The organism is Streptosporangium nondiastaticum (assembly GCF_003011965.1).
Taxonomy (GTDB): domain Bacteria; phylum Actinomycetota; class Actinomycetes; order Streptomycetales; family Streptomycetaceae; genus Streptomyces; species Streptomyces nondiastaticus.
Genome location: NZ_PXWG01000179.1, coordinates 1 through 11,830, shown reverse-complemented (window position 1 = coordinate 11,830; position 11,830 = coordinate 1). Strand labels below are relative to the sequence as shown.

General features: G+C 70.4%; 10 protein-coding genes and 1 pseudogene. 9 read left to right on the top strand and 2 right to left on the bottom strand.

What is annotated here, in order from left to right; all coding sequences use genetic code 11:
* The 6 genes and pseudogenes from B7P34_RS32760 to B7P34_RS32735 form a co-directional block, all read left to right on the top strand.
* Positions 1 to 531: pseudogene (locus B7P34_RS32760) on the top strand (hypothetical protein); the annotation flags it as partial.
* A 493-nt stretch (positions 532 to 1,024) separates the two neighbouring features.
* Entirely contained in the window at positions 1,025 to 1,312 is a 288-nt protein-coding gene (gene rpsO, locus B7P34_RS32755) for a 30S ribosomal protein S15 (protein WP_099201622.1), read from the top strand.
* Between the two features lie 265 nt (positions 1,313 to 1,577).
* Positions 1,578 to 3,803 (top strand): polyribonucleotide nucleotidyltransferase, encoded by a 2,226-nt coding sequence (locus B7P34_RS32750; protein ID WP_106681808.1) that lies wholly within the window; start codon positions 1,578 to 1,580, stop codon positions 3,801 to 3,803.
* 89 nt (positions 3,804 to 3,892) lie between these two features.
* The gene (locus tag B7P34_RS32745; RefSeq protein ID WP_223268469.1) at positions 3,893 to 5,179 is read left to right on the top strand and encodes a M16 family metallopeptidase; all 1,287 of its coding nucleotides are present in this window, start codon (positions 3,893 to 3,895) and stop codon (positions 5,177 to 5,179) included.
* 35 nt (positions 5,180 to 5,214) lie between these two features.
* Positions 5,215 to 5,967 carry a 4-hydroxy-tetrahydrodipicolinate reductase gene (gene dapB, locus B7P34_RS32740; protein WP_106681806.1) on the top strand — a complete coding sequence of 251 codons (753 nt, stop codon included), beginning with the start codon at positions 5,215 to 5,217 and terminating at the stop codon, positions 5,965 to 5,967.
* 5 nt (positions 5,968 to 5,972) lie between these two features.
* Positions 5,973 to 6,431 (top strand): tetratricopeptide repeat protein, encoded by a 459-nt coding sequence (locus tag B7P34_RS32735; RefSeq protein ID WP_106681805.1) that lies wholly within the window; start codon positions 5,973 to 5,975, stop codon positions 6,429 to 6,431.
* A 142-nt stretch (positions 6,432 to 6,573) separates the two neighbouring features.
* Here the strand turns inward: B7P34_RS32735 and B7P34_RS32730 are convergent, their stop codons facing one another.
* A complete protein-coding gene (locus B7P34_RS32730) occupies positions 6,574 to 7,140 on the bottom strand; it encodes a hypothetical protein (RefSeq protein ID WP_106681804.1) in 567 nt (188 codons plus the stop codon).
* Positions 7,141 to 7,265: 125 nt separating this feature from the next.
* On the bottom strand, positions 7,266 to 7,508 hold the full coding sequence (locus B7P34_RS32725; RefSeq protein WP_106681803.1) for a hypothetical protein: 243 nt from the start codon (positions 7,506 to 7,508) through the stop codon (positions 7,266 to 7,268).
* Between the two features lie 222 nt (positions 7,509 to 7,730).
* Here B7P34_RS32725 and thyX point away from each other — a divergent pair, with 222 nt between their 5' ends.
* From thyX to B7P34_RS32710, 3 genes are all read left to right on the top strand, one after another.
* Positions 7,731 to 8,480 carry an FAD-dependent thymidylate synthase gene (thyX, locus tag B7P34_RS32720; protein WP_106681802.1) on the top strand — a complete coding sequence of 250 codons (750 nt, stop codon included), beginning with the start codon at positions 7,731 to 7,733 and terminating at the stop codon, positions 8,478 to 8,480.
* Positions 8,481 to 8,669: 189 nt separating this feature from the next.
* Entirely contained in the window at positions 8,670 to 9,572 is a 903-nt protein-coding gene (dapA, locus tag B7P34_RS32715) for a 4-hydroxy-tetrahydrodipicolinate synthase (protein WP_106681809.1), read from the top strand.
* A 162-nt stretch (positions 9,573 to 9,734) separates the two neighbouring features.
* Positions 9,735 to 11,420, top strand: coding sequence for a ribonuclease J (locus B7P34_RS32710; RefSeq protein WP_106681801.1), 1,686 nt, complete (start codon positions 9,735 to 9,737; stop codon positions 11,418 to 11,420).
* Positions 11,421 to 11,830 lie beyond the last annotated feature (410 nt).

Genomic DNA, 11,830 nt, shown 5'->3' with positions numbered 1-11,830 from the left:
GGCGCCCCGCAGGCCGACCCCGTGGACGCCCGGCGCATCGCCGCCCAGGTCCGCCGCGGCCACGAACTGCTGCTCGGGCTCGTCGGCGGCTGCGCGGCCGTCGTGACCGGCTCCACGGCCGTCCTGGCCTTCGCCCCGGGCGGCGGCCCGTGGCCCCGGCTCCTCGCCCTCACCGCCGGCCTGGCGATGCTGCTGCGCGCCCGCCTCTTCCGCTACACCGCCCAGGTCGCCGCCGTCCTCGGCGCGGGCCTCGCGGCGCTCGTCCTGCTCGTCCTCGGCCTCTCCCTCATGCCGCCCACCGGTGCGGCCGGGGGCTCCCTCGACGTCCGCACGCTCTGGCTGGCCGCCGCCGTCACCCTCGGTGGGGCCCTGCTCACGGCCGTCGCGCTGATCGTTCCCGCCAAGGGCCTGTCACCCTTTTGGGGGCGCGTCTCCGACCTGTCCGAGAGCACCCTGCTCCTCGCGCTCGTACCCTTGTGCCTGGCGGTCCTCGACCTGTACTCGGCGGCCCGCAGCCTTTCGGCGGGCTGACGTGCCGCATGGGGCGCCCGCCCGCCGCATGGGGCGGCGCTCAAGGCCCCGCATGAGGCCCGTATGAGGCCCCGCACGGGGCGGCCGCCCAGGCCTGCCGCACGAGGCGGGCATGAGGCCCCACGCAGGGCATGAGGCCTCGCATGAGGCGGCGCGCCCCACGCCCTGCACGAGGCGGCCCCACTCCCTGCATGAGGCCCCGCATGAGGCCCCGCATGAGGCCCCGCATGAGGCCCCGCACGGGCAGCGGCCAGACCGCCGCATGAGGCCCCCCACGAGGCCCCCCGCGCAGCCCCCGCCCCACCTCCGCGGTCATCCCGCTGGCCCGGGCTGGTACTCTGTGCAGCGGCCGTTTGTGTACGCGCCTTCGGAGTGCCCTCACCGGCCTCTGGGGACAGCGCCCAGCGGACCCCGCCTCCCGAGTAACGGAAGCTCCCCTGAGAAAGAGACCAGGGGCACTCGGTGGCCAAAAGACACTCAGAAGGAGTACCGCGTGTCGCTCGACGCCGCTACGAAGAAGCAGATCATGGCCGAGTTCGCCACCAAGGAGGGCGACACCGGTTCCCCCGAGGTCCAGGTCGCGCTGCTCACCCGCCGCATCTCGGACCTGACCGAGCACCTCAAGACGCACAAGCACGACCACCACTCCCGCCGTGGTCTGCTGCTCCTGGTCGGTCAGCGCCGCCGCCTGCTGCAGTACCTGGCCAAGAAGGACATCACGCGCTTCCGCGCCTTGGTCGAGCGCCTCGGCATCCGCCGCGGTGCCGCCGGCGCCAAGTAAGACACCGTGAAGGGAGCGGTTCCCACCGACTGGGGGCCGCTCCCTTTGCGTATCTCGTGGACAGCAGAAGCTTTGTAGTCTGGTTTCCACGACGGCATCCGTGCCGAACCGTACGAGGAGGAGCGCTCGGCTCGCCGCCGGTCCTCGGTAGTGGCCCCCGGATCAGGGAAATCCGGGTGCTTCGATCGAAGACCGGCCAGCACAGACGCTCCTCCGCCACCGTCCCCGCCACACGGGCGGGGACGCAGACGAGGAGATATCCCTGGTGGAGAACGAGACCCACTACGCCGAGGCCGTCATCGACAACGGCGCCTTCGGCACCCGCACCATCCGCTTCGAGACGGGCCGCCTGGCCAAGCAGGCCGCCGGTTCCGCCGTGGCGTACCTGGACGACGACACCATGGTGCTGTCGGCCACCTCCGCTTCCAAGAAGCCCAAGGACCAGCTCGACTTCTTCCCCCTGACGGTGGACGTCGAGGAGCGCATGTACGCGGCCGGCAAGATCCCCGGCTCCTTCTTCCGCCGTGAGGGCCGCCCCTCCGAGGACGCGGTCCTCACCTGCCGTCTGATCGACCGGCCGCTGCGCCCCTCCTTCAAGAAGGGCCTGCGCAACGAGATCCAGATCGTCGAGACGGTCATGGCCCTCAACCCCGACCACCTCTACGACGTGGTCGCGATCAACGCCGCCTCCTGCTCCACGCAGCTCGCGGGCCTGCCCTTCTCCGGTCCGATCGGCGCCACCCGCGTCGCTCTGATCAAGGGCCAGTGGGTCGCGTTCCCGACCCACACCGAGCTCGAGGACGCCGTCTTCGACATGGTCGTGGCCGGCCGCGTCCTGGAGGACGGCGACGTCGCGATCATGATGGTCGAGGCCGAGGCCACCGAGAAGACCGTCCAGCTGGTCAAGGACGGCGCCGACGCCCCCACCGAGGAGGTCGTCGCCGCCGGTCTCGAGGCCGCGAAGCCCTTCATCAAGGTGCTCTGCCGCGCCCAGTCCGAGCTCGCCTCCAAGGCCGCCAAGCCCGAGGGCGAGTTCCCGGTCTTCCTGGACTACCAGGACGACGTCCTGGCCGCCCTGACCAAGGCCGTCCGCGACGAGCTCGCCCAGGCGCTCACCATCGCCGGCAAGCAGGAGCGCGAGACCGAGATCGACCGCGTCAAGGAGCTCGCCGCCGAGAAGCTCCTGCCGGAGTTCGAGGGCCGCGAGAAGGAGATCTCCGCCGCGTACCGCTCGCTGACCAAGTCCCTGGTCCGTGAGCGCGTCATCAAGGAGAAGAAGCGCATCGACGGCCGTGGCGTGACGGACATCCGCACGCTCGCCGCCGAGGTCGAGGCCATCCCGCGCGTCCACGGCTCCGCCCTGTTCGAGCGTGGCGAGACCCAGATCCTGGGCGTCACCACCCTCAACATGCTCCGCATGGAGCAGCAGCTGGACACCCTCTCCCCGGTGACCCGCAAGCGCTACATGCACAACTACAACTTCCCGCCGTACTCCGTCGGTGAGACCGGCCGCGTCGGTTCGCCGAAGCGCCGCGAGATCGGCCACGGCGCCCTGGCCGAGCGGGCCATCGTGCCCGTGCTGCCGACGCGCGAGGAGTTCCCGTACGCCATCCGCCAGGTCTCCGAGGCGCTGGGCTCCAACGGCTCGACGTCCATGGGCTCGGTCTGCGCCTCCACCATGTCGCTGCTGAACGCCGGTGTGCCGCTGAAGGCCCCCGTCGCCGGCATCGCCATGGGCCTGATCTCCCAGGAGATCGACGGCAAGACGCACTACGTCGCCCTCACCGACATCCTCGGTGCGGAGGACGCCTTCGGCGACATGGACTTCAAGGTCGCCGGCACCAAGGAGTTCGTGACCGCCCTCCAGCTCGACACCAAGCTGGACGGCATCCCGGCCTCCGTCCTGGCCGCGGCCCTCAAGCAGGCCCGCGACGCGCGTCTCCACATCCTCGACGTGATGATGGAGGCCATCGACACGCCGGACGAGATGTCCGCCTACGCCCCGCGGATCATCACCGTCAAGATCCCGGTGGACAAGATCGGTGAGGTCATCGGCCCCAAGGGCAAGATGATCAACCAGATCCAGGAGGACACCGGCGCCGAGATCACGATCGAGGACGACGGCACCATCTACATCGGTGCCGCCGACGGCCCCTCCGCCGAGGCCGCCCGCGCCACGATCAACGGCATCGCCAACCCGACCATGCCGGAGGTCGGCGAGCGCTACCTGGGCACGGTCGTCAAGACCACCACCTTCGGTGCGTTCGTCTCCCTCATGCCGGGCAAGGACGGCCTGCTGCACATCTCGCAGATCCGCAAGCTCGCCGGCGGCAAGCGCGTGGAGAACGTCGAGGACGTGCTGGGCGTGGGCCAGAAGGTCCAGGTCGAGATCGCCGAGATCGACCAGCGCGGCAAGCTCTCCCTGATCCCCGTCATCGAGGGCGAGGACGGCGACAAGGCCGACGAGACCAAGGACGAGTCCGCCAAGTGACGTCCCGTAGTACACGGAAGACGGCCCGCCCCTCCTCGGAGGGGCGGGCCGTCGCCCGTACCCAAACGCTTCTCAAGGGCGAGAACGGCATCGGCACGGTCCGCCGCACCACCCTCCCGGGCGGCCTGCGCATCGTCACCGAGACCCTGCCGTCCGTGCGCTCCGCGACCTTCGGCATCTGGGCCAACGTGGGCTCCCGCGACGAGACCCCGGCCCTGAACGGCGCCACCCACTACCTGGAGCACCTGCTCTTCAAGGGCACGGCCAAGCGCAGCGCGCTGGACATCTCCTCGGCCATCGACGCCGTCGGCGGCGAGATGAACGCGTTCACGGCCAAGGAGTACACGTGCTACTACGCGCGCGTGCTCGACACCGACCTGCCGCTGGCCATCGACGTCGTCTGCGACATGCTCACCGGCTCGCTGATCGACGCGGCGGACGTGGACGCAGAGCGGGGCGTGATCCTCGAAGAGATCGCGATGACGGAGGACGACCCCGGCGACTGCGTGCACGACCTGTTCGCGCACACCATGCTGGGCGACACCCCCCTCGGCCGCCCCGTGCTCGGCACGGTCGACACCATCAACGCCCTCACCCGCGACCAGATCTCCCGCTTCTACAAGAAGCACTACGACCCCACGCGCCTCGTCGTGGCCGCCGCGGGCAACGTCGACCACGCCAAGGTCGTCCGCCAGGTGCGCGCCGCCTTCGACCGGGCCGGCGCCCTGAGCCGTACGGACGCGACGCCCGTCGCCCCGCGCGCCGGAGCCCGTGCGATCCGCACCGCCGGCCGCGTGGAGGTCCTCGGCCGCAAGACCGAGCAGGCGCACGTCGTCCTCGGCATGCCGGGCCTGGCCCGCACGGACGACCGCCGCTGGGCGCTCGGCGTGCTCAACACCGCCCTCGGCGGCGGCATGAGCTCCCGGCTCTTCCAGGAGGTCCGGGAGAAGCGCGGCCTCGCCTACTCCGTCTACTCCTACACCTCGGGCTACGCCGACTGCGGCCTCTTCGGCGTCTACGCCGGCTGCCGCCCGAGCCAGGTCCACGACGTGCTGAAGATCTGCCGCGACGAGCTGGACAAGGTCGCGTCGGAGGGCCTGCCGGACGAGGAGATCAGCCGCGCCGTGGGGCAGCTCGCCGGCTCCACCGTGCTCGGCCTGGAGGACACCGGTGCGCTCATGAACCGCATCGGCAAGAGCGAGCTGTGCTGGGGGGACCAGATGTCGGTCGACGACATGCTGGCCCGCATCTCGGCCGTCACCCCGGACGAGGTCCGCGAGGTGGCCCGCGATGTACTGGGACAGCGTCCTTCGCTGTCCGTCATCGGCCCGCTGAAGGACAAGCAGGCCGCACGCCTGCACGAGGCCGTTTCTTAATCGCCTGGTCGATTGGTTCGAAGGAAGCAGGGACGATGAGCAAGCTGCGCGTGGCGGTCATCGGCGCCGGGGGCCGGATCGGCTCCGAGGCCGTACGGGCCGTCGAGGCCGCCGACGACATGGAGCTGGTGGCCGCGCTGGGCCGGGGCGACAAGCTGGAGACGCTGACCGAGGCGGGAGCCCAGGTCGCGGTCGAGCTGACGCACCCCGACTCGGTCATGGAGAACCTGGAGTTCTGCGTCCGCAACGGCATCCACGGCGTCGTCGGCACCACAGGCTGGACCGAGGAGCGCCTCGCGCGGCTGAACACCTGGCTCGACGCCTCGCCGTCGACCGGTGTGCTCATCGCCCCGAACTTCTCCATCGGGGCCGTCCTGACCATGACGTTCGCCCGGCAGGCGGCCCGCTTCTTCGAGTCCGCCGAGATCGTCGAGCTGCACCACCCCAACAAGGCGGACGCCCCCTCCGGCACGGCCACCCGCACCGCGCAGCTCATCGCCGCCGCGCGGCACGAGGCGGGCTGCCCGCCGCAGCCCGACGCCACCACGACGGCCCTGGAGGGCGCACGGGGCGCCGACGTCGACGGCGTGCCCGTGCACGCGGTGCGGCTCCGCGGCCTCCTGGCCCACCAGGAGGTGCTCTTCGGCGACACCGGCGAGACCCTCACCATCCGGCACGACTCGCTGCACCACAGCTGCTTCATGCCGGGCATCCTGCTCGGCGCGCGGCGCGTCGTTGCGACCCCGGGCCTGACCTTCGGCCTGGAACACTTCCTGGACCTGGGCTGAGCACCGTGCGCGCCAAAATCGTCTACTTCGCCCTGGCCGCCGTCCTGGTCGTCTACTTCGTCCTGGTCGGCAGCCGCGGCGTGATGCTCATCCAGCAGGGCACCGCCGTCACCGTCGCCTTCGGCGCGGCGGTGCTGGTCCTGCCGTTCATCGGCGCCTGGTTCCTCTACCAGACCACCCGGTTCGCGCGCGACGCCAACCGCCTCGCGCGGGAGCTGGACGCCGAGGGCGGGCTGCCGGTGGACGAGCTGGTACGGACGCCGGGCGGCCGCATCGACCGGGACTCCGCGGACGCGGTCTTCGCCAAGCGCAAGGCCGAGACCGAGGACGCCCCGTCCGACTGGCGCGCCTGGTTCCGGCTGGCCGTCGCCTACCACGACGCCCGGGACACCCCCCGCGCCCGCAAGGCCATGCAGCGGGCGATCGCCCTCCACGACGGCAGGCCGGTACGGGTGGACGCGTAGTCGCTTGCCGGCGGGTGTCTTCCCGCCGCAGCGCGCGAGGCCATGACAGGACAGGGCTCGCGAGGCCCTGACGTGACAGACGGCGGTGCCGCCCCATGCCCGGCATGAGGCGGCACCGCCGTCTGCTGCGTCGTACGGCCGGTCAGCGGCGGAAGTCCGCCGCCCAGCCCTCCACCGCGTCGCACGCCATGTCGAACGCCTGGGGCCGGCCGAGGAAGTCCGCCCCGTGGCTGGTGACGAGCGTCGCCAGCGGCGCACCGCCCGCGCGCTCCACGACGACCGCCTGCCCCTGCACGGAGCGGGGGAGGCCCAGCCACCGCACGGACTGCCGCACGGTGCGCACGGCCGTCACCTCCGCCCACGGCACCGTCTTCGCGGACAGCAGCCGTACGTGCCGCAGCCCGCGCGCGCCCACCCACACGCCGACCCGCACGAGGCGGACGGCCGCCACGATCACCAGGACGGCGACGGCCACGCAGATCCCCGCCCCGGGCAGCGACCCGGCCACAGCGATGATCATCGCCGCGAAGAGGACGTACGAGGCGAGCAGCAGCAACAGCGCGGTGACGCCGACGCGCCACGGGCCGGGCCGGTACGGCCGATGCCAGCGCGCCGGTTCCTCGTCGTGCCCGGCGGGCGGGACGGCCGCGGCGGTGGCGGGCGCGAGCTCCTCGACGTCGCGGTCGGCGGTCAGAAAGGGCAGGGGCACGAGGGTTCCTCACTCATCAGCACGCACGCTCGAATGGCTGTGCCCGGTGAGGCTATAGAAAAGGGCGGGACCCGGGCACACCAGGGTCGGTGCGCCGGATCCCACCCTCGGTGGTCACCTGCCGGTCAGCGGCCGTCCGAAGCCTCGGAACGCTGCGACTGGTGCGTGTCCTGCGTGCTGGGCTGCAGGGACGGCATCCCGAACAGCAGCGCCCCGACCAGCCCCGCCGCCACCGTGAGACCCATGAGCGCGCGGCCGGCTATCTGCGAGCGGCTCGCGCGTTCTCGGGACGGCGGCGTGACGTTGCTGCGGTAGCGCTCGGCTTCGGCGACGAAGGCGAACGGCACGGGCTCTCGCCGGCGGAACATGGGGGCTCTCCTAGGAACCTCGAAAAACGTGCTGTCGTACGTAAGGACGATCGAACGCCGCCACTGGTGCCCGTTTTCAGTGACTTCTGTGAAAAATCTCAACCAGTGGGCAGCTTCCCCCGGCCGCGGCGGGGCCGTAAGGGCACTGCTTGCGGACCGGTTGTCAGTGGCGGCCCGTAGGCTGGTCGCCGCCCGAGCACTGCAACTGGAAGGACCCCGCCGGTGACCGACAGCCCCACCGAGACCGCCAAGGAAGCCGAGCCGACGTTTCGCGGCGATGTGACCGTCGAGCTGGTCAAGCACAGCGCGGCCGACTCCGACGTGCTGTGGGCGGCCCGCGTCTCCACCGCCGGCGAGCAGTCCCTGGAAGAGATCACCAAGGACCCCGAGCGGTCCAAGGGGCTGATCAACTACCTGATGCGCGACCGGCACGGCAGCCCCTTCGAGCACAACTCGATGACGTTCTTCATCAGCGCGCCGATCTTCGTCTTCCGCGAGTTCATGCGCCACCGCGTGGGCTGGTCGTACAACGAGGAGTCCGGCCGCTACCGCGAGCTGCAGCCCGTCTTCTACGTCCCGGACGCCGAGCGCAAGCTCGTCCAGGAGGGCCGCCCCGGCAAGTACGTCTTCGTCGAGGGCACCGAGGCGCAGCACGAGCTCACCACGCGCGTCATGGAGAGCACCTACCGCGAGGCCTACGAGGCCTACCAGGAGATGCTGGCCGCCGGCGTCGCCCGCGAGGTCGCGCGCTCGGTCCTGCCGGTCGGCTTGTTCTCGTCCATGTACGCCACGTGCAACGCGCGCTCGCTGATGCACTTCCTCGGCCTGCGCACCCAGCACGAGCAGGCGGCCGTGCCCTCGTTCCCGCAGCGCGAGATCGAGATGGTCGGCGAGAAGATGGAGGCGGAGTGGGCGAAGCTCATGCCGCTCACGTACGCCGCGTTCAACAAGAACGGCCGCGTCGCCCCCTGACGGGGCAGGGCGGACGGGAAGCCTTACGGCCCGGTAGCTTAGGTGTCCGTATTGCGGCTTTTCGTGGCTTTAATCTAGTCTGAAAAGACGGACCCGGCACTGCTTGAACCCCCGAGCAGGCAGTGCCGGGATCCCTTTGGCACTCCCCGAGGGGGCACCTCACGGTGAGCAACGAGTAGCGTGGCCCTCATGGCTCCGACCTCCACACCGCAGACGCCCTTCGGGCGGGTCCTGACCGCCATGGTCACGCCCTTCACCGCTGACGGTGCCCTCGACCTCGACGGCGCTCAGCGGCTCGCCACCCACCTCGTGGACGCCGGCAACGACGGCCTCATCGTCAACGGCACCACCGGCGAGTCCCCCACCACCAGCGATGCGGAGAAAGCCCAGCTCGTACGGGCCGTGGTCGAGGCGGTCGGAGACCGCGCCCACGTGATCGCCGGAGCCGGCACCAACCACACGCACCACAGCGCCGAGCTGGCCCGCGCCGCCGAGAAGGCGGGCGCCCACGGCCTCCTCGTCGTCACGCCGTACTACAACAAGCCCCCGCAGGAGGGCCTGGTCCGGCACTTCACCGCCGTCGCCGACGCCACCGACCTCCCGGTGATGGTCTACGACATCCCCGGCCGCAGCGGCGTCGCCATCGACACCGAGACGCTCGTCCGGCTGGCGGAGCACCCCCGCATCGTCGCCAACAAGGACGCCAAGGGCGACCTGTCCGCGACGAGCTGGGCCATCGCCCGCTCGGGCCTCGCCTGGTACTCGGGCGACGACATGCTGAACCTGCCGCAGCTCGCCGTCGGCGCCGTCGGCTTCGTCTCCGTCGCCGGCCACTTCGTCGCCGGTGACCTGCGCGCCATGGCCGACGCCTTCCAGTCCGGCGACAACGCCAAGGCCACGGCGATCCACCAGAAGCTGCTCCCGGTCTTCACCGGCCTCTTCCGCACCCAGGGCGTCATGACCACCAAGGCCGCCCTGGGCCTGCAGGGACTGCCCGCGGGCCCCGCGCGGCTGCCGCTCGTCGAGCTCACCGAGCAGGAGACCGAGCAGCTCAAGCGCGACCTCACGGCGGGCGGCGTCCAGCTCGGCTGACGGCCCGCCCCGGCGGACCGGCCCCCGGGCCGGCCGCCCACGGACTTCACAACTGAACACGCAGGACTTCACAACTGAACACCGCCAACAACTGCAAGTGCACGAAGGTCACGCGCGCCATATGTCCCGAGGACATGTGGCGCGCGTGGTGAGGAGAGTCTTTTGAGCCACCCGCATCCTGAACTCGGTCCCCCGCCGAAGCTCCCCGAGGGCGGCCTGCGCGTCACCCCGCTCGGCGGCCTGGGGGAGATCGGCCGCAACATGACGGTCTTCGAATACGGCGGCCGCCTGCTGATCGTCGACTGCGGAGTGCTCTTCCCCGAGGAGGAGCAGCCCGGAATCGACCTGATCCTGCCCGACTTCTCGTCCATCCGTGACCGCCTGGACGACGTCGACGGCATCGTGCTCACGCACGGCCACGAGGACCACATCGGCGGCGTTCCCTACCTGCTCCGCGAGAAGCCGGACATCCCGCTGATCGGCTCCAAGCTGACCCTGGCCCTCATCGAGGCCAAGCTGCAGGAGCACCGCATCCGCCCGTACACCCTCGAGGTCGCCGAGGGCGACCGCGAGCGCCTGGGCCCCTTCGACTGCGAGTTCATCGCCGTCAACCACTCCATCCCGGACGCGCTGGCCGTCGCCATCCGCACCCCCGCCGGCATGGCCGTGCACACCGGTGACTTCAAGATGGACCAGCTGCCGCTGGACCGCCGCCTCACCGACCTGCCGGCCTTCGCCCGGCTGGGCGAGGAGGGCATCGACCTGCTGCTCGTGGACTCCACGAATGCCGAGGTCCCCGGCTTCGTCCCGCCCGAGCGCGACATCTCCGGCGTGCTGCGCCAGGTGTTCGCGGGCGCGCAGAAGCGCATCATCGTGGCCAGCTTCGCCAGCCACGTGCACCGCATCCAGCAGATCCTCGACGCCGCCCACGAGTACGGGCGCCGCGTCGCCTTCGTGGGCCGCTCGATGGTCCGCAACATGGGCATCGCCCGCGACCTGGGCTACCTGCGGATCCCCGCGGGCCTCGTCGTGGACGTGAAGACGCTGGACGACCTGCCGGACGACGAGGTCGTGCTGGTGTGCACGGGCTCCCAGGGCGAGCCGATGGCGGCCCTGTCCCGGATGGCCAACCGCGACCACCAGATCCGGATCGTCCAGGGCGACACCGTCATCCTGGCCTCGTCCCTCATCCCGGGCAACGAGAACGCGGTCTACCGCGTGATCAACGGCCTGACCCGCTGGGGGGCCAACGTCGTCCACAAGGGCAACGCCCGGGTCCACGTCTCGGGTCACGCCTCCGCGGGCGAGCTGCTGTACTTCTACAACATCTGCAAGCCCAGGAACCTCATGCCGGTGCACGGCGAGTGGCGTCACCTGCGGGCCAACGCGGAGCTCGGCGCGCTCACGGGCGTTCCGAAGAACCACATCGTGATCGCCGAGGACGGCGTCGTGGTCGACCTGGTGGACGGCGCAGCGAAGATCGTCGGCAAGGTCCAGGCGGGTTACGTGTACGTGGACGGCCTCTCGGTCGGCGACGTCACCGAGACCTCGCTCAAGGACCGCCGCATCCTCGGCGACGAGGGCATCATCTCCGTGTTCGTCGTGGTCGACAGCACGACGGGCAAGGTGGTGAGCGGGCCGCAGATCCAGGCCCGGGGTTCGGGCATCGACGACGCCGCGTTCTCGGCGGTCATCCCGAAGATCGAGGAAGCGATCGGCAAGTCCGCGTCCGACGGGGTCGTGGAGCCGCACCAGCTCCAGCAGCTCGTCCGCCGGACGATGGGCAAGTGGGTCTCCGACACCTACCGCCGGCGCCCGATGATCCTCCCTGTGGTCGTCGAGGTCTGACGCTTCGTCAACCCAACGGACGGCCGCCCCGCTGCCGATTTGCATCCGGGCGCGGCCGTCCAGTAGGTTTACGTCTCCACCGCGAGGGGAACGCCCAAACGTTCGTGACGAACGTGAAGGATCGTTCCGGGGCGGTGGGAAATTCCGACCGGAGAGATCTGATAAAGTCGGAATCACCGCCGGAAAGCGAAAGCTGAAAGGCGAAACCCCGCTCCAACAGGGGGCCGGAAACGGAATTCGGACCGGAAACGGACCGGAAAACGGATCTGGTAAGGTTGGAAACACCGAAGGGAAGCGCCCGGAGGAAAGCCCGAGAGGGTGAGTACGAAGGAAGCGTCCGTTCCTTGAGAACTCAACAGCGTGCCAAAAGTCAACGCCAGACTATAAAATACCCCGTCCTCAGCTTCGGC

Excerpts from the sequence above, each read along its gene's own strand:
- dapB (WP_106681806.1), top strand. The coding sequence starts at position 5,215 with ATGAGCAAGCTGCGCGTGGCGGTCATCGGCGCCGGGGGCCGGATCGGC.
- B7P34_RS32725 (WP_106681803.1), bottom strand. The coding sequence starts at position 7,508 with ATGTTCCGCCGGCGAGAGCCCGTGCCGTTCGCCTTCGTCGCCGAAGCC.
- dapA (WP_106681809.1), top strand. The coding sequence starts at position 8,670 with ATGGCTCCGACCTCCACACCGCAGACGCCCTTCGGGCGGGTCCTGACC.